Source organism: Methylocaldum sp. MU1018 (genome assembly GCF_053646775.1).
Genome location: NZ_CM132195.1, coordinates 1,376,778 through 1,398,740, shown reverse-complemented (window position 1 = coordinate 1,398,740; position 21,963 = coordinate 1,376,778). Strand labels below are relative to the sequence as shown.

General features: G+C 59.6%; 14 protein-coding genes. 12 read left to right on the top strand and 2 right to left on the bottom strand.

Annotated elements, in window-relative coordinates:
* Positions 1–36 precede the first annotated feature (36 nt).
* From ACWJKU_RS06595 to ACWJKU_RS06540, 12 genes are all read left to right on the top strand, one after another.
* Positions 37–1,524 (top strand): leucyl aminopeptidase, encoded by a 1,488-nt coding sequence (locus ACWJKU_RS06595; protein WP_454146960.1) that lies wholly within the window; start codon positions 37–39, stop codon positions 1,522–1,524.
* Positions 1,521–1,961, top strand: coding sequence for a DNA polymerase III subunit chi (locus ACWJKU_RS06590; RefSeq protein ID WP_454146958.1), 441 nt, complete (start codon positions 1,521–1,523; stop codon positions 1,959–1,961). The genes ACWJKU_RS06595 and ACWJKU_RS06590 overlap by 4 nt, the downstream gene beginning before the upstream one ends.
* 104 nt (positions 1,962–2,065) lie before the next feature.
* Positions 2,066–4,909, top strand: a complete 2,844-nt coding sequence (locus ACWJKU_RS06585) for a valine--tRNA ligase (protein ID WP_454146956.1) — start codon at positions 2,066–2,068, stop codon at positions 4,907–4,909.
* Positions 4,910–5,128: 219 nt separating this feature from the next.
* On the top strand, positions 5,129–6,844 hold the full coding sequence (gene pilB / locus ACWJKU_RS06580) for a type IV-A pilus assembly ATPase PilB (protein WP_454146954.1): 1,716 nt from the start codon (positions 5,129–5,131) through the stop codon (positions 6,842–6,844).
* A gap of 4 nt (positions 6,845–6,848) precedes the next feature.
* Positions 6,849–8,063, top strand: coding sequence for a type II secretion system F family protein (locus ACWJKU_RS06575; protein ID WP_454146952.1), 1,215 nt, complete (start codon positions 6,849–6,851; stop codon positions 8,061–8,063).
* Between the two features lie 17 nt (positions 8,064–8,080).
* Positions 8,081–8,962: a prepilin peptidase gene (locus ACWJKU_RS06570; protein ID WP_454146950.1), complete on the top strand. Its 882-nt coding sequence runs from the start codon at positions 8,081–8,083 to the stop codon at positions 8,960–8,962.
* Between the two features lie 6 nt (positions 8,963–8,968).
* Positions 8,969–9,562 carry a dephospho-CoA kinase gene (gene coaE, locus ACWJKU_RS06565; RefSeq protein WP_454146948.1) on the top strand — a complete coding sequence of 198 codons (594 nt, stop codon included), beginning with the start codon at positions 8,969–8,971 and terminating at the stop codon, positions 9,560–9,562.
* A 122-nt stretch (positions 9,563–9,684) separates the two neighbouring features.
* The gene (gene zapD / locus ACWJKU_RS06560) at positions 9,685–10,479 is read left to right on the top strand and encodes a cell division protein ZapD (RefSeq protein ID WP_454146946.1); all 795 of its coding nucleotides are present in this window, start codon (positions 9,685–9,687) and stop codon (positions 10,477–10,479) included.
* Between the two features lie 9 nt (positions 10,480–10,488).
* Positions 10,489–10,722, top strand: a complete 234-nt coding sequence (locus ACWJKU_RS06555) for a DNA gyrase inhibitor YacG (protein WP_454146944.1) — start codon at positions 10,489–10,491, stop codon at positions 10,720–10,722.
* Between the two features lie 95 nt (positions 10,723–10,817).
* On the top strand, positions 10,818–11,105 hold the full coding sequence (locus ACWJKU_RS06550) for an FmdB family zinc ribbon protein (protein WP_454146942.1): 288 nt from the start codon (positions 10,818–10,820) through the stop codon (positions 11,103–11,105).
* Positions 11,106–11,173: 68 nt separating this feature from the next.
* Complete coding sequence (gene aspS / locus ACWJKU_RS06545; RefSeq protein WP_454146940.1) at positions 11,174–12,967, top strand: aspartate--tRNA ligase; 1,794 nt, start codon at positions 11,174–11,176, stop codon at positions 12,965–12,967.
* Positions 12,968–13,568: 601 nt separating this feature from the next.
* The gene (locus tag ACWJKU_RS06540; RefSeq protein ID WP_454146938.1) at positions 13,569–16,070 is read left to right on the top strand and encodes a PAS domain S-box protein; all 2,502 of its coding nucleotides are present in this window, start codon (positions 13,569–13,571) and stop codon (positions 16,068–16,070) included.
* 811 nt (positions 16,071–16,881) lie between these two features.
* Here the strand turns inward: ACWJKU_RS06540 and ACWJKU_RS06535 are convergent.
* Together ACWJKU_RS06535 and ACWJKU_RS06530 are read right to left on the bottom strand one after the other, a co-directional pair.
* On the bottom strand, positions 16,882–20,061 hold the full coding sequence (locus ACWJKU_RS06535; RefSeq protein WP_454146936.1) for a discoidin domain-containing protein: 3,180 nt from the start codon (positions 20,059–20,061) through the stop codon (positions 16,882–16,884).
* Between the two features lie 100 nt (positions 20,062–20,161).
* On the bottom strand, positions 20,162–21,877 hold the full coding sequence (locus tag ACWJKU_RS06530; RefSeq protein ID WP_454146934.1) for an ABC transporter ATP-binding protein/permease: 1,716 nt from the start codon (positions 21,875–21,877) through the stop codon (positions 20,162–20,164).
* Positions 21,878–21,963: the final 86 nt, after the last annotated feature.

Sequence of the window (21,963 nt, the reverse complement as noted above, 5' to 3'; positions counted from 1 at the left end):
TCCCTTTCTTTTAAGCAATAATCCGCAGATTTTATCATGGACTATTCGGCAAAATGCGACTCGCTCATTAAGATCGGCGCCGACTGCGCCATTCTCGGCGTATACCAAAAACGGAAACTGACTCCGGTCGGAAGCGCCTTGGATGAACGCTTGGGAGGCTTGATTTCCAAGCTCCTCAAGCGCGACGACATCGAAGGAAAAGTCGGCGACGTACTGTTGATAAACCATGTGCCCGACGGCGATATCGAGCGCATCGTGCTCGTCGGTCTCGGCAAGAAGGGAAAACTGGACCCCGCCGCCTATCGCAAGACCTTGGCCGCAGCGACGAAATCGCTGAAGGATTCGAGCGCGAAATTTGCTGTAAGCCTTCTCCATGAAGCCGAGGTCGAAGGGCGCGGTCTGAGCTGGAAGATCCGGCAGGCCGTGGAAATCATCGAGGCCGGCCTGTACAAGTTCACACGCTTGAAAAAAGACGCGGACGACAAGCCGCAACGCCTGTCCAAGCTCCAATTCATACTCGACAGCGAAGATCAATCGGCGGAAGCCAAGCTGGGTATCAGACAGGGTCTGGCCATCGCCGGCGGCACGAGCACCGCCAGGGATCTGGCCAACTTGCCGGGCAACATCTGCACTCCGACGTATCTCGCGGAACAAGCCGAACAAATCGGCAAAAGCCGGAAAATCAAGGTTCGGATACTCGATGAGTCCGACCTCCAGGAATTGGGCATGGGCGCCTTTCTGTCCGTCTCCAAGGGCAGCGAACAGCCCGCCAAGCTCATCGTCATGGAATATTCCGGCGCTTCGCCGAAAGCCAAGCCCTTCGTTCTGATCGGCAAGGGGCTCACTTTCGACGCCGGCGGCATCTCGCTGAAACCGGCCGCCAACATGGATGAGATGAAATACGACATGTGCGGCGGCGCAAGCGTGATCGGCACCCTCGCGGCGGTCGCCGAGCTCGAGCTGCCGCTCAACGTGGTGGGCCTGGTCCCGGCCTCCGAAAATCTCCCGGACGGCAAAGCCAATAAGCCGGGCGACATCGTCACGAGCATGTCCGGCCTCACCGTCGAAATTCTCAATACCGACGCCGAAGGCCGCCTGCTGCTGTGCGATGCGCTGACCTATGCCAAGAAATACGAGCCGGCCGCGGTAATCGACGTCGCCACCCTGACCGGAGCCTGCATCGTCGCCTTGGGCCGACATCCCAGCGGCTTGATGAGCAACGACGAAAATCTTGCGCAAGCCCTGACAAAAGCGGGAGAGCAAGCCTGGGACCGGGTATGGCGCCTGCCGCTCTGGGAGGAATACCAGGAACAGCTCAAGTCCAAGTTCGCCGACCTCGCGAACATCGGCGGACCCGACGGCGGCACGATCACGGCCGGCTGTTTTCTGTCCCGCTTCGCCAAGGACTTTCCGTGGGCCCACGTGGACATCGCCGGAACCGCTTGGAAAACCGGCAATGACAAGGGCGCGACCGGACGCCCCGTACCCCTGCTGGTGCAATATCTGATCGACCAGGCGCAATGACCCGGATCGATTTCTACGTGCTGCCGACCGGAGATGCTCACAGCCGCCGCCTGATGGCCTGCCGCCTCACCGAAAAGGCCGTCAAGCAAGACCTTACGGTTTTCCTTTATGCCGCTTCGGAAGAGGAAGAACGAGTGCTCGACGATTTATTGTGGACATTCCGGCAAGGCAGCTTCGTCGCCCACGAACGGCTCGATGCCTCCGGCGTCCAGGCCGAAGCGCCGGTGCTCGTCGGACACCGCGCCGCGCCCCAGCCGGCCAGGGGCGTATTGATTAACCTGAGCACCGAGATACCGCCCGATCTCGACCGGTTCGAGCGTCTGATCGAACTGGTCGACCAGGACGAGGCGGTAAAACAGGCGGGCCGCCGCCGCTATCGAGCCTATACGGACCAAGGGCGCACCATTCAGACCTACCGTTTGGACAAACCCGACTGACGCCTCGAACCGCCGAGTTTTCAATATAATTCGAACAATTCGAGATCGATCGTCCTGCGCCGATCCAGTGATCGGCCGACCTTTACAAAACAACAGAACACGTCATGGACAAAACCTACGAGCCTCATTCCATAGAATCGCGATGGTATACATTCTGGGAGGAAAGCGGATTTTTCGCGCCCAGCGGAAGCGGAACGCCTTACTGCATCATGATTCCGCCGCCGAACGTGACGGGCAGCCTGCACATGGGGCACGGGTTCAACAACACCATCATGGACGCCTTGATCCGCTACCATCGCATGCAAGGCTACAACACCCTTTGGCAGGTCGGCACCGACCATGCCGGCATCGCCACGCAAATGGTGGTGGAACGGCAACTGGCCGCTCAGAACCTCACCCGCCACGACTTGGGCCGCGAGAAGTTCCTCGAAGAGGTTTGGGAATGGAAAGCCGAGTCCGGCGGAACCATCACCCGCCAGTTGCGCCGGCTGGGTTCGTCGGTGGACTGGAGCCGGGAGCGCTTCACCATGGACGAGGGACTCTCCCGCGCGGTACAGGAAGCCTTCGTGCGCCTCTACGAGGACGGCTTGATTTACCGGGGAAAACGCCTGGTGAACTGGGACCCCAAGCTGCACACCGCCATCTCCGACCTGGAAGTGCAGAGTGACGAGGAAAAAGGCAGCTTATGGCACTTCCGCTATCCCTTGGCGGACGGCTCGGGCCATCTGGTGGTTGCCACCACCCGCCCGGAAACCATGCTGGGCGATACCGCCGTCGCGGTACACTCGGAGGACGAGCGTTACAAGCACCTGGTGGGCAAAACCGTCAGGCTGCCCATCGCGAACCGCGAAATTCCCATCGTCGCCGACGACTACGTAGACCCCGAATTCGGCACCGGCTGCGTCAAGATCACCCCGGCCCACGACTTCAACGACTACGAAGTGGGCAAACGCCACAATCTGCCGCTGATCAACGTCCTGGACAAGGATGCCCGCATCCTGCACGAATTCACCGTGCTCACCTTCGAAGGTTATGCAGGAGCCCACGGCGAAAAGGCGCCCGAACAGTACGCGGGACTGGACCGCTTCGAAGCGCGCAAGCGGATCGTCGCCGAATTCGAAAGTCTCGGATTATTGGAAAAAATCGAGCCGCACACGCTGAAAATACCCCGGGGCGACCGCTCCGGCGTGGTCGTCGAACCCTGGCTCACCGATCAATGGTACGTGAGCGCCAAGGAACTGGCCAAACCCGCCATCGAAGCGGTGGAAGACGGCCGCATCCGCTTCGTGCCCCAGCAGTACGAAAATCTGTATTTCTCCTGGATGCGCGACATTCAGGACTGGTGCATCTCCCGCCAATTGTGGTGGGGCCACCGCATCCCGGCCTGGTACGATGACCACGGCAATGTCTATGTCGGCCGCAATGAGGCGGAAGTACGCGCCAAGTACAGCCTGGACGCCGGCCTGGAACTGCACCAGGACGAGGATGTTTTGGACACCTGGTTCTCCTCTGCCCTCTGGACCTTCTCCACTCTGGGCTGGCCGGACCAGACGCCGGAACTGAAGACCTTCCATCCCACCGACGTCCTGGTGACCGGCTTCGACATCATCTTCTTCTGGGTGGCGCGCATGGTGATGATGACCATGCATTTCATGAAACACCCGGACGGCAGCCCGCAAGTGCCGTTCAGGACGGTCTACGTGCACGGTCTGGTACGCGATGCGGAAGGCCAGAAAATGTCCAAATCCAAGGGCAACGTGCTCGATCCCCTGGACATCATCGACGGCATCAGCCTGGAAAACCTGGTGCAAAAACGCACCAGCGGCCTGATGCAGCCGCAGATGGCGCAGAAGATCGAGGCGCGCACCCGCAAGGAGTTCCCGCAAGGCATCGCCGCGTACGGCTGCGACGCCCTCCGCTTCACCTTCGCCTCCCTGGCCTCCACCGGACGCGACATCAAGTTCGACATGGGCCGGGTCGAGGGTTACCGCAACTTCTGCAACAAACTGTGGAACGCGGCGCGCTACGTGTTGATGAACACCGAGGACAAGGACTGCGGACTCGACAATGCCAACGTAAAGTACACCCTGGCGGATCGTTGGATTCGAAGTCGCTTGCAACTGACGATACGGGAGACGACCAACGCCATCGAGAATTATCGCTTCGACCTCGCCGCCCAAGCGATTTATGAATTCGTTTGGAACGAGTACTGCGACTGGTACTTGGAACTGTCCAAGCCCACGCTGTACGGCGCGGAATCCCCGGAAAGCCAGGAATCGGAATATGTCTTGGGAACGCGCCGGACGCTGGTCCACGTACTCGAAACCATTCTTCGCCTGGCCCATCCGCTGATGCCGTTCATCACCGAAGAAATCTGGCAGCGGGTAGCGCCTCTGGCCGGCAAAAAAGGCACGAGCGCCATGCTGCAAGCCTATCCCGAGGTCGACGAAAGCTGGATCGATCCGGAATCCACCGCCGAGATGGAATGGGTGATGAATATCATTTTGGGCGTACGGCGCATCCGCGGCGAGATGAACATCGCACCCGGCAAGCCTCTGCCGATCCTGATTCAGAACGGCTCCGAACAGGATCGAATCTGGTTGAACCGCAACCGGGACTTCATCGTAAAACTGGCCCGCCTCGAAACCGTAACCTGGCTTTCGGAAACCGAAGCGGCTCCGGAATCGGCCACGGCCTTGGTCGGCGAGATGAAAGTTCTCATTCCGATGAAAGGACTGATCGACAAGGACGCCGAACTGACGCGCCTGGACAAGGAAATCCAGCGCTTGTCCAAAGACCTGCCGCGGATCGAGGGCAAGCTGAACGATGCCGGCTTTCTCGAAAAAGCCCCGCCCCAGGTCGTCGCCAAGGAACAAGCCCGCCTTCAAGAAATCCGGCTCAACCTCGCGGAATTGCAGGCGCAGGCCGACAGGATCCGTTCGTTATAGCCCCACTAACCCTTGTGCAGGATGGATTCGGCCGAGGTTTTCGGCGGCTGACCGGCAGGCCGATACGGTACCGAAGCTTCTTCACGCGCGCTGTCCGCGAACGGCAATCCGCTCCGTTCGCCGGTCAGCGGAGCCGACTGGATAAAGTCCGCGCATCAACTAATATTATCCAGGCTTTTCAACACACGCGATGTTCAGCGATCCGCAGCGTTCACACTCATGGCAATCACGGCGACGAAATTGCAACTCAGCGGATTGGCCAAAAGCCTGGTCAAAGACGGATTGTTAACGGAATCCGACGCGCAGCTTCACCTCGAGGAAGCGCTTCGCAAACAGACCCATTTCGTAAGCTATCTGGTCAATAACAACATTCTCGAAAGCCAGCCCATCGCATGCGTCGCATCCAAGGAATACGGGATACCTCTATTCGATCTGGATGCGATCTCGCTGAACATGATGCCGATCAAGGCCGTCAGTGAAAAGCTGATTCGCCAGCACCATGTCCTGCCGCTGTTCAAGCGCGGAACCCGCCTGTATTTGGGCGTTGCGGACCCCACCAACCTCCAGGCTCTGGACGAAATCAAGTTTCACGCCCGCTCGATCACCGAATGCGTCATCGTAGAGGAAGACAAGCTGGCGCGGATGATTGATATGGCCCTGGAAGCGGCCGACACCTCGTTCAAAGAGTTGCTGGATACCGATCTCGACAATCTCCGCATCGCCGGCGGCGACGAGCTCGACCAGCCAGCCGAAGGCGACACCCCCGACATCGACGATGCGCCGATCGTCCGTTTCGTCAACAAGATTCTCCTCGACGCCATCAAGAAAGGCGCTTCCGATATCCACTTCGAACCTTACGAGAAAAATTTCCGCATCCGCTTTCGCCACGACGGCATGCTCCACGAGATCGCAAGCCCGCCGGCCAATCTCTCGGGGCGGATCGCCGCGCGTCTCAAGGTCATGTCGCGGATGGACATCGCCGAGCGGCGGGTACCTCAGGACGGCCGTATCAAGATGGCGCTGTCCAAAACCCGGGCCATCGATTTCCGCGTCAATACCTGTCCTACGCTATTCGGCGAAAAAATCGTACTGCGTATCCTGGATCCGACCGCAGCTCAAATCGGAATCGAAAAGCTCGGATTCGAACCGGAACAGCAACAAAATTTCCTGAATGCCATCAATAAGCCCTACGGGATGATCCTGGTCACGGGGCCCACCGGAAGCGGCAAAACGGTCAGTCTCTACACCGGGCTCAACATCCTGAATACGGCCGACCGCAATATCTCGACGGCAGAAGACCCGGTTGAAATCACCGTGCCCGGCATCAATCAGGTCAACGTCAACGTCAAAACCGGCCTGACCTTCGCCGAGGCGCTCCGGGCATTCTTGCGCCAGGACCCGGACGTCATCATGGTGGGCGAAATCCGCGATCTGGAGACGGCGGAAATTGCAGTCAAAGCCGCGCAGACCGGCCACTTGGTGCTTTCCACCCTGCACACCAACGATGCGCCTCAGACGCTCAACCGCCTGATGCAGATGGGCATCCCCGCGTTCAACATCGCCTCCTCCGTACTGCTGATCATGGCGCAACGGCTGGCTCGAAGACTTTGCGAGCACTGCAAGAAGGAAGAGAATCTGCCCCCGGAAGTTTTACTGGAAGCCGGTTTTCGGGAAGAAGAGCTGGGCAGTTTTACGATTTTCGGACCGGTCGGATGCGATAAATGCGTAAAAGGTTATAAAGGCCGGGTCGGCATTTATCAGGTCATGCCCATTTCCGAATCCATCAACCGCATCATTCTCGAAGGCGGGAACGTCATTCAGCTTGGCGAACAGGCCAAGAGAGAGGGTGTGGCGGACCTGAGAGAGTCGGGTCTCCGGAAAATCAAGGCCGGCATTACCAGCCTGGAAGAAATCGATCGCGTCACGCGAGACTAAGCCTATGGCAAAAGAAGAACTCACCTTGTTCGTTTGGGAAGGCGCCGACCGCACCGGCGGGCGCATCAAAGGGGAACTGTCCGCGCGTACCGAGATGACGGCCAAGGCCGAACTCCGTCGCCAGGGCATCAAGGTCATCAAGATCAAAAAGAAACCCAAACCGCTCTTCAGCGCGCGAAAGAAAAAAATCACGACCAAAGACATCGCCGTATTCAGCCGTCAGCTCGCAACGATGATGAGTGCAGGCGTGCCGCTGGTTCAGGCTTTCGACATCGTCGGACGCGGCCACGAAAATCCGAGCATGCAAGAATTGATCATGACCATCAAAGCCGACGTCGAGGAAGGGAGTCCGCTTGCCGAAGCACTGGGCAAGCATCCGATTTATTTCGACGAACTGTTTTGTAACCTGGTCCATGCCGGCGAGCAGGCCGGTGTTCTGGAAACGCTGCTGCACAAAATAGCCGAATACAAGGAAAAGACCGAATCGCTGAAGGCCAAGATCAAGAAAGCCTTGACGTATCCCACCGCCGTCATCGTGGTCGCCTGTATCGTCACGGCCATTCTGCTGATTTTCGTCGTACCGACATTCGAGGAGTTGTTCAAAGGTTTTGGGGCCGATCTCCCGGCATTCACCCAAATGGTCATCGAACTGTCCCGCTTTCTCCAGGAATGGTGGTACGCCGTCCTGGGAGTTCTCATCGTTACCGGCTTCGTTTTCGTAAAACTCAAGCAGCGCTCGACCGCATTCAATCACGCTCTCGATAGATTTCTGCTGCAAATACCGGCTATCGGCACGATCCTGAACAAAGCGGCCATCTCCCGTTTCGCCCGAACCTTGGCCACCATGTCGGCGGCCGGCGTTCCCCTGGTGGAAGCGCTGCGATCCGTGGCCGGCGCTACCGGCAACGTCGTTTATTCCAATGCCGTCATGCGCATGCGGGACGAAGTCGCCACCGGACACCAGCTTCAACTGAGCATGCGCCAGGCAAACCTGTTTCCCAACATGGTCATACAGATGGTCTCGATCGGAGAAGAATCCGGCTCTCTCGACAGCATGCTCGCCAAAGTGGCGGACTTCTACGAAGAGGAAGTGGATAACGCCGTCGATTCTCTGAGCAGTCTTCTCGAACCCATGATCATGGCATTCTTGGGCGTGATCGTCGGCGGCTTGGTCATCGCCATGTACCTGCCGATATTCAAACTCGGCTCCGTCGTCTGAACGCGGAGAATACGGACGTGGCGTCATCCTTCCAATTATGGGCCGACAATCCCGCTTTGTTCTTGACTGTCGTCGGCATTCTCGGACTCGTGGTCGGCAGCTTTCTGAATGTAGTCATTCACCGGCTACCGATCATGTTGGAAAAAAACTGGCGGCGGGAGTGTCAAGCTTTTCTGAATCTGGAGCCTGATGCCGATCAGGACCAGCCCTACAACTTACTGGTCCCCGGCTCTCATTGCCCCCAATGCAAACGACCGGTCCGGCCTTGGGAAAATATTCCGGTCGTCAGCTACTTGCTGCTCAAAGGACGATGCGCGGGGTGCCGAACGCCGATATCCCTTCGCTATCCGGCCATCGAGGCATTGACCGCGGCAATATCGATCGCCGTCGCCTGGCATTTCGGCGTCGGCTGGCAAACCGCATCGGCGCTGGTCCTCAGCTGGAGCTTGATTTGCTTGAGCTTCATCGATTTCGATCGCCAACTGCTTCCCGACGCGATCACTTTCCCGATCCTCTGGACGGGGCTGTTTCTCAGCCTGTTCAACGTCTTTACGGACAGTTTTTCGAGTATACTGGGAGCCATTTTCGGCTATCTAAGCCTTTGGCTGGCGTACCATTCGTTCAGGATCGCGACCGGCAAAGAAGGAATGGGATACGGCGATTTCAAGCTGCTCGCTTTGCTGGGCGCATGGCTGGGATGGCAAATGTTGCCGGCCATAGTGCTGCTCTCCTCTCTGGTCGGAGCCGTAATCGGGTTAGCCATGGTCACTGTTTTCAGACACGACCGCCACATGCCCATACCATTCGGCCCTTACTTGGCCGCCGCGGGGTGGATTGCCTTGATGTGGGGCCACGACATCAACGCCGCTTATCTGCGCTTCGCCGGAATTTCCGGCTAAATTCCCATGCTCATCATTGGTTTAACCGGCGGAATCGGCTGCGGTAAAAGCACGGTCGCCGAATTGTTTGCGGACAAGGGTGTTCCGATCCTGGATGCGGACGTCATCGCCCGCGAACTGGTCGAGCCCGGTCGGCCGGCATTCGAAGCCATCAAGCAGCGCTTCGGAACCGTGATTCTGAAAAACGGCCGTCTCGATCGGGCAAAGTTGCGAGAAATCGTTTTTTCCGACCCCGAGGCGAAACGCTGGCTCGAAGCCCTATTGCATCCGCTGGTGTATTCCGAAATCGGCCAAAGAATAACGACGCTGTCGGCACCCTATTGCCTGGTGGTCGTTCCCCTGCTGCTGGAAACCGGTCAAAGAGCGCTGGTGGACCGACTGCTCGTCGTGGATTGTCCGGAAGATATCCAGCGGCGGCGCGTTCAGCTTCGCGACGGGTTGAGTGAAAAACAAATCGACCCAATCATGGCGTCCCAGATCGGCCGCAGCGAACGGCTGGCGGCGGCGGACGACGTGCTCGAAAACACTGCCGACGAAGCGGATCTCGCGGAGAAAGTCGAGCGATTACACCAGCTTTATCTCACCCTCGGCAGGCGCTGATTCGGACGATTCTTACACAAGAGCAGATACAAAAGGTAGTATTGACTAATTGCCGGGATAAACGAAAATGTTGTCGCCAACGGATATCTTCAACTTATAAATCATGGATTGGATTGTTTATTATGCCATCTACTGCCGAAACTCCCGCCTTGAGCGATTCCATCATTTACGAGTTCCCGCTCAACGAGCGCATACGCGTGTTTATGCGGCTCGAGCAACTCTTCCAGCAGCTCGATCATTTCATGGCCGGCGATTCGGTTTGGGACAGTCGCGCGGTCATCGCGACTCTGCTGGATGTCCTGACGCTTTTCAGCCGCAACGATCTAAAGTCGGAGACTTTGAAGGAATTGGACCGCCATGCGGCCGTGCTCACGCGAATGGCGCACAATCAAGACATCGACCATGCCAAGTTGGATAAAATCCTGGCCAAACTGGACAAATTGAGCAAGGAGCTGTACGCGATCCCGGGCAAACTCGGCCTCTCCCTGATGGAAAATGAACTGTTCAAGAGCATCTCCCAGCGCAGCGCCATTCCGGGCGGAACTTGCTCGTTCGATTTGCCGGCCTTTCATTACTGGCTCAGACTCGACGACCACACCCGCCGGCAAGATCTCGAGAACTGGCTAGAGCCCTTCCGCCTCATCCGTTCGGCCATCGATATTCTGCTCAATTTCATACGCACCGGCGCCGCACCGACCGAAGAATACGCTAGCGGCGGATTTTTTCAGAAAAGCCTGGATCACACCCTGCCGTTTCAACTGCTCCGCGTCGGAGTAAAGCGTTCGCAACCGTATTTTGCCGAAATTAGCGGAGGGAAACACCGATTCACCGTCCGCTTCATGATTCCGGATACGATTGAAAGACCCACCCAGTGCCAAGATGACATTACTTTCCAGTTAACGTGTTGCCTATTGTGACGAGCAAGCTTGTCGGACGCACTTTCACACAAAATCGTTAAATGCCCGCGCTGTCGAAAGCCGGTAGCCTGGACCGAAACTCACCGGTTTAGGCCGTTTTGCAGCGAATACTGCAAACTAATCGACCTGGGCGAGTGGGCTTCGGCCTCCTACGCCATCGCCGGCGACCCGGTCGCGTCCGGCGCATCGGATGTCGACGCACCGTTCCCCAACGATCCTACCGACCATCTGCCGGGCCAATAAGCTTCAAGGCGGCGCGCTACGGAACGCCGTTCTTGAAATCTCGTCCTGAATCCTCATATTACAAGCGCTCGAATCAGACCAAACGAGGAATTTTCATGCCTATCTACGAATATCAATGCAAATCTTGCGGCCACGAATTCGAAGCCATACAAAAAATCAGCGACGATCCGCTGAAAGAATGCCCTGCCTGCGGCGACCTCGAATTGAATAAATTGGTGTCGGCCGCCGGTTTCCGATTGAAAGGCGGCGGCTGGTACGAGACGGATTTCAAGAGCGGCAAAGATAAGAAAAAGAATCTGGCCGGCGAAGCTTCGGATAGCAAATCCGATTCGGCGCCGGCCAAGAAAGAGGCTTCGAAGCCGTCTGCAGATGCAGCCTCGTAAACTTGTACATCGCTTGCCGGGCCCGTAATATTTTCGGTTTTTTATTGATCCAAATCAGAGATACAGCAATGCGTAGCCACAGATGTGGAGAATTGACGGAAAGCCATTTGAATCAGGACGTGGACCTCTGTGGCTGGGTTCACCGCCGCCGTGATCACGGCGGCGTGATCTTTATCGATCTTCGCGACCGGGAGGGCCTGGTCCAGGTCGTATTCGATCCGGATCACGCGGAAGCCTTCACGGTGGCAGAAACGGTCCGCAGTGAGTATGTGCTTAAAGTACATGGCCAGGTCCGTCTGCGTCCGGCCGGAACGGAAAACCCCAACTTACCGACCGGTAAAGTCGAGGTTCTGGCCACGCATGTAGAGATCCTCAATAAAGCCGAAACACCCCCCTTCCCCCTGGAAAGCGAAATTGAAGTCAGCGAAGAAACCCGCTTGAAGTTCCGTTACATCGATTTGCGCCGCCCGGTGATGCAGCATCGCATGAAAATGCGGCGCGACATCATACGCTTCCTCAGACAATTTCTCGATTTTCATGGATTCTATGAAATCGAAACCCCTTTCCTGACCAAGGCGACCCCGGAGGGCGCGCGGGACTACCTGGTTCCGAGCCGGACTCATCCCAATCACTTCTTCGCTTTGCCGCAATCACCTCAGTTATACAAACAGCTGCTGATGATTTCGGGTATGGACCGCTATTATCAGGTGGTACGCTGCTTCCGCGACGAAGATCTTCGCGCCGATCGCCAGCCGGAGTTCACTCAGCTCGATATCGAAACATCCTTCATGGACGAAAATCAGATTACGTATCTGATGGAGGATATGATCCGGCAGTTGTTCGCCGACGTTTTGAAGGTCGAGTTGCCGAATCCCTTCCCCCGGCTGACTTATGCGGAAGCCATGCGGCGCTACGGTTCGGACAAGCCGGACCTGCGCATCCCGCTGGAACTGGTCGATGTCGCGGATCTGGTCAAGCAAGCGGAATTCAAGGTGTTCTCCGGCCCCGCCAATGATCCGGAAGGCCGGGTCGTGGCGCTCAAACTCCCGGGCGGCGCCAATTTGTCCCGCAAGGAAATCGACGATCTGGCCCAGCATGTCGCCATATACGGCGCCAAAGGCTTGGCCTACATCAAAGTCGCCGACCGCAGTGCCGGCATCGAGGGCTTGCAATCGCCCATCGTCAAATTCCTCCCCGCGGATGCCGTGCGCGGCATCGTCGACCGGGTCGAAGCGGAGACCGGCGACATCATCTTCTTCGGCGCCGACAAAACCCGGATCGTCAACGAAGCGATGGGCGCCCTGCGCCTGAAGCTGGGCCAAGACCACGGCCTGGTGGACAAGGCCTGGAAACCCTTATGGGTGGTCGATTTTCCCATGTTCGAATGGGACGAAAAGGAGGGCCGCTGGTTCGCGCTGCATCACCCGTTCACCGCACCGAAATGCAGCCTCGAAGAGCTTCAGTCCGACCCCGGCCAGGCGCTATCCCGTGCCTATGACATGGTGCTGAACGGCACCGAAATCGGCGGAGGTTCCATACGTATCCACCGTACCGACATGCAGAATGCCGTATTCAATCTGCTCGGGATCGGGGATGAGGAAGCTCGGCAGAAGTTCGGTTTCCTGCTCAACGCGCTCAAGTATGGTGCGCCGCCTCACGGCGGTCTTGCGTTTGGCCTCGACCGACTGGTCATGCTCATGAGCGGCGCAACCTCGATCCGCGAAGTCATGGCCTTCCCCAAGACTCAGTCGGCCTGGTGCCCTATGATCGACGCCCCGGCGATGGTGACTGACGCCCAGCTCCGCGAACTCGGCATCCGCCTTCGCCGTTCGCAGGAAGGAGAAAACAGCGAAAAGGCCTGATTCACAGCGCGCCGGGCCCTTTCCAATCGCAAACGGTCATCCGGGGAGCGCCCGGATGACCCTTCCAATCGCAAACGCTCGTCCCGGAATGGCCAACGGACGACCGCCGCGCGGAACGGTTTTCCGATCCACGCCGCCGGACGGTAGTGAAAACACACCAGGCTCGCGCGCATCCGACCGCGGCCAAGCACCAGGCTCAGCTCGATCGGGCGCCAAACGCAGCCCCTCCCGATCAAAAAGTACTACGGCATCTTTCTGTCGAAAGACCGCAAGAAATCGCCGTTTTCCCAACAGCCCCGGCGCTCATCGTCTTCCACCCTTTTTGGGATCGCAAATATCCGGCGGGCAGCTTTTCCTCGGCATCGATAAACAAATAGCCTTGTAAAAATGGAAAAATAATCGAAATATCGATGCCTGCACACAAAGCAGACTAAGCTCTTCCCAATGAACGTCGATGCCCCGATTTCGATGAACCTTTTCCTGCCATGCGCCTCTGATGACAAAGCCCGAATGGTATCGGGACAGGATACCCCCCTCTCATAAGGACGCGGGAAAGGTAAACTTTATTATCCGGCTGTCCCAATGCAGCATGCAGCACATCATGAAACAGAAAAATCTCTGCTCTTTTGAAGCCTCCTTCAATGCCTCCAAGGAAGAAGCATGGTCCGAGAATCTCGCGCAGTGTCAGGGGCTCTTCGAAATCTTGCCGGATGCCATCGTCGTCGTCGATTCCCAGGGCCTCATCCGGCAGATGAATGCGGAACTGGAACGATTGTTCGGTTACCGCCGTGCAGACTTGCAGGATCAGCCGATCGAGATCTTGCTTCCGGAGCGCTATAGAGAACGCCATATCGACCACCGGCAACGCTATCGCGCAATGCCTCATCGGCTCAAGATGAGTCAGCGCCCCGAACTCTACGGCCTTCGCCGGGACGGCAGCGAATTCCCGGTAGACGTTCATCTGGCGCCGATCAAGACGGCCGAAGGTATGATGACCGTTAGCGTGATACGCGATATCACCACGCACAAAACAGCCGAGGCCGCAATCCAGGAGCATGCGCACCGGAAGGCCGTGATCGCCGACCTGAGTCAATTGGCCTTGGCCGACACCGGACTCGACCGGCTGATGGAGCACACCGTGACGCAGATCGCCCGATGTTTGGAAATCGAGTACGCTAAAATCCTGGAGCTTCTCCCTGACGGGCAGGCGTTGCGATTGAGGGCGGGCGTGGGCTGGAAGGAAGGATTGGTAGGGGAAGCCACAGTCAGCGCCGGCTTGGAGTCCCAAGCGGGTTACACGCTGCTCATCTCCAAGCCGGACGACGAGAGCACGTTGATTGCCGGAGAACCGGTCATCGTCGACGACCTCCGCCGCGAAACGCGCTTCAGTGGACCGCCCCTACTCTTCGAGCACGGCGTCGTGAGCGGCATGAGCATCACCATTCCGGGATATGCGCGCCCGTACGGCGTATTGGGCGTGCATACCGTGAAGCGCCGCGCGTTTACCGAGGATGATGCTCAGTTCTTGCGGGCCGTCGCCCATACGCTGGCCCTGGCCATCGAGCGCCGGCAAGCCGAAGAGGCGTTGCGCGAGAGCGAGATGCGCGCCCGGCGCTTAGTGGAAGCCAATATCATCGGGGTGCTGGAGGGGGTCGAAGAACAGATCCTCAACGCCAACCAGATCTTCCTGGATATGCTGGGTTACAGTCGCGAAGACCTGCTGGCCGGGAAACTGCTCTGGCCGGAGATAACGCCGCCCGAATATCAAGCCATGGATGAATCCGCTCGGAATCAGTTGCTGGATCACGGCGCGATAAGCCCTTTCGAGAAAGAATTCATCCGCCAGGACGGCAGCCGGATACCAATCCTGCTTTGTGCCACGGTGCTGGAACGCTCCCCTTTTAGCTGGATTGCCTTCGTCGTCGATTTGAGCCAGCAGAAGCGACTCGAAGAATCGTTACGGCGCCGCGCAGCGGAGCTTGCCGAAGCCGACCGCCGCAAGGACGAATTTCTGGCGATGCTGGCGCACGAACTGCGCAACCCGCTGGCGCCCATCCGCAACGCCGTCCATATATTGCATCGCCAAGCGCCGCTGTGGCCCGAATATCAGCGCCCCATCGAAATGATCGAGCGGCAGACGCAACATCTGGCGCGACTGGTGGACGACCTTCTCGACGTTTCTCGAGTAACGCGCGGCAAGATCAACCTGCAAAATCAGCCGGTGGATATCGTGGCGCTGGCGGCCCGGGTGGTGGAGATCCATCGGCCCAATGCATCGACGCACCAGCATACCGTCACATCGACCTTGCCGGCACGTCCTCTTTACGTCAAGGGCGATGACGTTCGGCTAACCCAGGTCATCGACAATCTTCTCAACAATGCCGCCAAGTACACCCCGAACGGCGGACACATCTGGGTAACCGTCGAGCCCCAGGAGGAGGAAGTGCTGGTGTCGATTCGCGACAACGGCATCGGGATCGCCCCGGACGATCTCTCCGGCATCTTCGACCTCTTTGCCCAAGTCAATCCGGGAATCGACCGGGCCCGCGGAGGATTGGGCATCGGCCTCTCATTGGTCAAGCGGCTGGTGGACATGCATGGCGGCAGAGTCGAAGCGCACAGCGAAGGGCTCGGGAAAGGCAGCGAATTCATCATCCGCCTCCCGCTCCTATCCCCAAAAAATGAACCTCCTGCCCTTTCCTGGAATACTCGGCCGGCTTCCGAAGCGCCGGCCGCGTTACGCATCCTGGTGGTGGACGACAACTACGATGCGGCGGAATCGATGGCCCTGCTGGCCAATCTCTGGGGATATGAAACACGCATCGTTCACGACGGTCACGCCGCCGTGGACGCCTGCGGCACATACAAGCCGGAGGTGGTTTTGCTCGATCTCGGTTTGCCGGGAATGAGCGGCTACGAAGTGGCTCAGCGCCTGCGGGAAGACTACGGAAATTCGATGGTTATTTTCGCTTTGACGGGATACGGACAAGCCGAGGATCGGGCGCGCACCACAGCGGCGGGCTTCGATCGTCACCTCGTCAAACCGATCAATCCCGATACTCTCAGAACCTTGCTCGCCTCGCTGAATTCAGCGCCGGTTTAGGCTCGTCGCGCCGCCGATGCAAGGCCGACGCCCGCAGGGCCGACTCGAGTGTCCCGATGATCGAGACCGCCCCAAAGCGGCGATGCGCAACAGAGAAAATCTGACAATGGGGTCAGGGCCGTCTAGCGCCCATATCGGCGGCGCTGCGCCGAATCGGAAGGCTTTTTACCCGGCAACCAGAACGACCGTTACCGGAAAGAGCGGCAATGAAGGCATGAAGAAAGGAAAGCGCGACGCATTTCAAGGCAGCGTAAGCCGGCTGGGACGCAGTCGATCGCTAAAGATTGCGTTCGGATGGCTCCGGCAACGGCATGCCAGCCGAATGATCGGGCCGAGCCGCGCCGACAACCGCTCCCCAAGGAAAAAGAGGACCGCGGAGCGTGGCGCTCCGCACTTCCTCAGGCACTAGAATGAACACCACGAAAGCGAAGGTGGCCAACAAAGACGTGGCGGATACCGCCAGACCCAGAAATAGAAACCTGGCAAAGCCTCCGACGGGTGGTGAAAATCTTATAACAGACATGAATCGACTCTCTTCACGAATAATGAACCTTCCGGGAACCTGGCGCCCTGGCCGTTCACCGTGACACAACCGCATCGATTTGCCGCCGTCGCGGTAAAATCTTCGGCCGGCCGATCCGGTATCCGGGCAGTGTGCGCTGGGGCGGTACGCTTCTCCGTTTACCCCGATTCTGATCTTAGACGCGCATGGGCGCGAAGTCGTCAGGAAACGGTTAATTCTTGGTTACGATTCATTTCGGCCCGATATTCGGCGTCGGCGCGGGCGGCCGGCGGCGTCGAGAGACTCGCCTCATTGGCGGAGAACGATCTCGGCGGGAAGTTCCCAAAGCGTGAGCCGGCCGTCGATCGGCGCCAGCGGTTTTCCGTTCGCTTCAATCCGGCGCGGAGGCTGCGGGAGGGACAGATCGATGACGATGTTTTCCGGCGGAAGCGAGAGCCCCGCCTCGATCCGAATTCGGATTTCGCCGGGAACAGGGGTCTCGACGCGATAACTCAGCGTCCCGTAGGGCGTCCGCAGTCCGCTGATTCCCACGCCCCCCGCCGCTTCCACCCATCGGCGAGGCAGCCCGGCGCCGAGCACCAGACGATGGTCGGCATCTTCGTAAACGAACAGGCTCAAGAAAGCCTGGATGAATTCCGCCCCGATCCACGAATGCGGCATGTCGCCGATAAAGTTGGGCGCCATAGGATCGCGCCAGACGATCTCGGTCCATTGGTTCCACGGCGCCGGGCGCCTCCCCTGAAACAGAAACTGGAGCGCCCGAAACGCCGCATCCCGCTTTCCGAGCCGCACCAAGGCTCCGACGTTGCGGAATTCGTACGGCGCGTAGGCTTGCCCGCCGGTCTCCCCTCGCATCCGGCCATCGAGGTCGGCGGAGTAGCGGCCGAAGGTCTGCTGCAATGCCGGCGTCAGGGGTCCTGCCGCCTCGCCGGCGATCGAAAGGGCGATTGCAGTGGAGGTCGGGTCGTAATCGCCGAGCTCGGCGGAAGCCGGGACGTAGTCGATGCCGAAGCTGTGCCGGGTCAGATCGATCGATTTGCGGACGTCCGCGCGCAGAGCGTCCCGCAACGCGGCATACTCGGCTGCGCGCTCGCGGTCGCCGACAATGACCGCGAGTTGCGCGGCGTCGTCGATGCCGCGTATGGCCCAGAAATCGTCCCAATAGGAATGGACCGGGCGGGCCACATAGCCTTCGTGGCTGGCCGATTCCGGTATGAGGCCGAAGAAACGCAAGGCTTCGCCTTGAGCATAAGCCGGGCTCAAGCGTTGCCGGCGCAGGGCGGCCAGATGGTCGATAGCCCGCGTCACACGGGGCCACAGAGATTGCAGGAGTTGAAGATCGCCCGTGTGGCGGTAGTAATTGGCGATCGTGTAGACGAATTCGCCGGCGCTGTCGTGCTCGATCATGGAATCCGGCCCCCAGGGGTCCAGGCAGCAGGGAACCGCTCCGTCCGCCGTCTGATAGCCGGCATACCAGCGCAGGAACTCGCGCACTTCCGCCGCATGGCCGAAGGCGAGGAGCGTAGCGGAGGTGATCGCTCCGTCCCGGATCCAGGTACGGCCGTAGCGCCGCGAACCGGGGCGCAGCGCCTGTCCGTCGCGATGGATCAGGATATAGGCGAGATTGCTCTTCACCGCCCGGACGAGTTCTTCGTCGGCGGGCGGCACCCGGAACGCCACTTGCCCGAGTTGCGCCTTCCATCTCCGGACAGCCTCGGCATGGCGCTCCTCCCAGAATTTTCCGGCATCCGTCGTGCGCGAAAGCGCGTACGGATGCTTCAAACCGTCTTTCGCGGGGAGCGCGAGGTACACCTCCCGCGCTTCGCCCGGCGCAAGAGCAAGCGGATAGCGGAGCGCGCCGCTGGCCAACCCGTTCGCGTCCGTGACGGTCTTCGCTGCGGGAACGGTATCTCGGGCGAACACGGAGGTGATCGGATCACCGTCGAATCCCGTCACGCCGGCTTGGGCAGGCCGCGTCAACGGCACGATCAGACGGTCGTCGGCGCGGAGGACGGCGTTCTCGTACCGAAGTTCGCGGATTCGGGCAACGCCGCCCGCCGCGTGCAAGGACTGCCAGGGCGGGTTGACCTGGAAAGGACGCACGGCGAGAAAGAGGCTCGCTTTCACGGTCTCCGCGCTACGATTCTCGACTCGATAGCGGGCGAGGATCGAATCTTTGGGATCGCCGATCGCCAGCGCGGTGACGGTGAGAGACAGCGGCCCGCGCTCCGAGCGCACCGACGGAATCGGCAGGTAGCCTTGCTCCAGAGACGGCGCCGCGGTCCCATCGGCCCAGCTCCGGAGCCGCCCGTCGGCGTAAAGGAAAGGTTCGATGGAAAACGCGCTCTCGTCGACCTCCAGCGCGCCGTCTTCGTTCAGAAGGGCTTCGCGTTCCGCTCCTCGGCGTTCGGTGCCGGGACTGCCCACGACCGTCCAGTAGGTTTGCTCGCCCCAAAAATAACGGGGGTAAAGTCCCCGCTTCGCATCGCGGGCGATGCGTTCGAACAAGCGATTGGGCGACGCGCCGAAATCCAGGGGTGCGACCTCGATACGGCGGATTCCGAAACCCTTCCCGCGCCGGCCGTGGACGAGGACGAGCCGCACGAAACGGGATTCGGATTCGGGCAGCGGGATATAGTCGCGTTGGCCGTTGCCCTGGGCGACCGTATAGGCCCTGCGCCAGTTTCGGCCATCGTCGGAACGCTCGACCGCATAAGCCGTGGCATAGTCCTCCGGATCCCAATCGATCACCAGTCCGCCGTATTCCCGGCGCTCCCCGAAATCCAGGCGCAGCCACTCGGGTTCATGGCTGCCCGCGCTATGCCAGGCCGCCCCGAAAGAGCCGTCCGGCAACCGCCTGGGCGCTTGCCCGGAACGCGAGCTCGACGCCGTCATCACCGGCAATCCGGCATAAGGCCGGTCCGGCGGAAGCGGTTCGAGTCGCAGATCGTCGATCCAGAACGTACCGCGGCCTCCGGAGCCGCGCGCGATCACGAACTCGATCAGCCCGAGTTCCGCCAATCCGCCCTCGCCCGCCGGCCCCCAGGCGAATTCGAAGCGGCGGCGCTTGACGCGCAAGGTCTGCCAGGTTTCGGAAAAACGAAATTCGGGATCGCGGAAGCGCCACACGTTCTTGCCCGATCGATCGACCAGCCGGATCTCCAGCACGTTCGGCGGCGCCGTGCCTCGAACGGCCAAGGCGACGGCGTAATTGCCCGGCAGCGTGATCGGAACGGCCTTGTGGACGATGACCTCGCCGCCGCCCTTGCGGAAGTCGAAGTCGACGCGCAAGGCCGATCCCGCCCGACCCCGGTCCCGCGCCAGCGACACCTCCGCACCGCGCGCCGCCACGGCGCTCCAGCCCGAGATCCGTTCGAAACCGTCCGGCACCTGCGCCGGATCGGCCGGCGCATCGGCCGCCGCGATGAATAATAGAAGCGCAACGAGTCTCGGATACGATCGAATCATGGTCGGCCAAGGCAAATCGCGATCTTATCCGATTTGGATCGCGCGGCCGATACGCCGTGGGCGTCGCCGTCGAATGGACTTGGCAAGAGGACGTTTCGATTCACCGCTCTTCCTGAGTCGGCTGCCACGTCCAGGCGCCGTCAGCCGCGATATCGAGGACCGCGTCGTAGTTTTCGAGCTTCTCGTCGGTTCCTCTTCGTCCGGGCGTCCATCGGCTGAACGTGATATAGGTGATCGCGCTCTTGGAGAGCATTTTCATCACCTGAACAGCCTCCTCGGAACTGAGGGCGGTACTGATGCGATCCAGAAAGGCGAAACGCGGCGCGGCGAGCAGAAGACGGGCGAAAGCGAGAAGCTGCTGCTCCCGGAGCGAGAGAATGTCGTCCCAGTCTTTCTCGACGTCGAGTCCGCCGCTCCGCGCCAGTACCGGTTCGAGATCCAAAGCGCGCAACACGGCCAGCATCCGGTGTTCCGGAATCGATTCCTCCTTGCCGCTCCGGATGAGCAATTCCCGCAGCGTGCCCGGGGGCAGATAAGGCCGTTCGGGGAGAAAGTAAATCTGATCGGGCGGGGGACGGACGATCCGTCCCGATCCGCTGTCCCAGATTCCGGCGGTGGCCCGGAACAAAGCCACCGTCGACTGCTCGCTCGGCCCGGTCACCAGCACTCTTATTCCGGGCGAGATCGAGATGGTCAAATCCTTGGTCAGGGGATGGCCGTCGCTCGGCGCCAGCAGGGTCAGCCCCACATAAGCCACATGCTCGCCCTCGCTGATCTCAATGACCGATCGTTCGGGCGCCCGCATTTCGCTAAAGGCTTTCGCCAGCGAACCGAGCCGCGCGATCACGGCAGCGAAGGATGAAATCGACTGGAACTGCGTGACGATCAGCGAAAAGGCGCCCACCAGATGAGCGAAAGCCATGGCCGACTGGGTAATGACGCCGAACTCGACCCGCCCGTGAATGAAAAGAGGGGCCACGACGAGAGCGGGGATGATCTGGATCAGGTAGTTGTAGCCGGTCGTGAAAAAATTGAGATTGCGGTTCACCGTAATGATGCGCCGAAAATTTCCGGTCAAGTCGTCGAGATGACGCAAAAGCCGGGCGCCGAGCCACCTTTCGCGGTGCAGCAGGGCAACCGACTCGGCGTTCTCCCTGACATGGATGAGATCGGCCCGGAAATTAGCTTCCTTGTCGAGCTGGCTATAGTTCAACTCGACCAGCCGTCGGCCCAGTACGACGGTCAGGTAAGAGCCGCCGGCTGCATACAGAATGGTAACGACGAACAGCATGGGGCTGATCGACCACATGACGCCCGAAAACGCCACGACCGTGAAGGCGGCATTGAGCAGCATGAGCACGAACGACAGCGTGGTGGCGGTAAAGGCGCGTATGTCGTCGGCGATACGCTGGTCCGGATTGGTGATCCGTCCGGTTTCGTCCAGGTGGAAGTAGGTCCTGCGATCGAGATAACGGGTCACCGCCTGTCGCGTCAGCCACTCCCGCCACAGCAGGCCGAGGCGCTCCTCGGTAAACCGGTAGACGGCGGTCACCGCCGAAGCCGCGGCAAACACGCCGATCCAGAAAAAACCTTGTCCGATGAAACCGGTCACGTCGCGATGCTCGATGGCCGTCATGAAATCCCGTCCGACGTAGCTGCTGAGCACGTTCAGGCCGTTGACCGCCAACAACAGGATAACGAGCCCCGCGAGCAACCGCTTGCCCTGCCCGCCGACTTCCGAACCGGCGAAACTCCTGACCGACTGGATAAATCGATCCCAGGTCTGCCGATTGATCAGTACGTGTTGTCCATTCATGTGCGCCATCCGTTAGAGTTGGCCGCTGCCGGCGGCTTGGGCGGCGATCGCCCGGCCGCGGGTTCCGTCCACCAATCCGTCCCGCC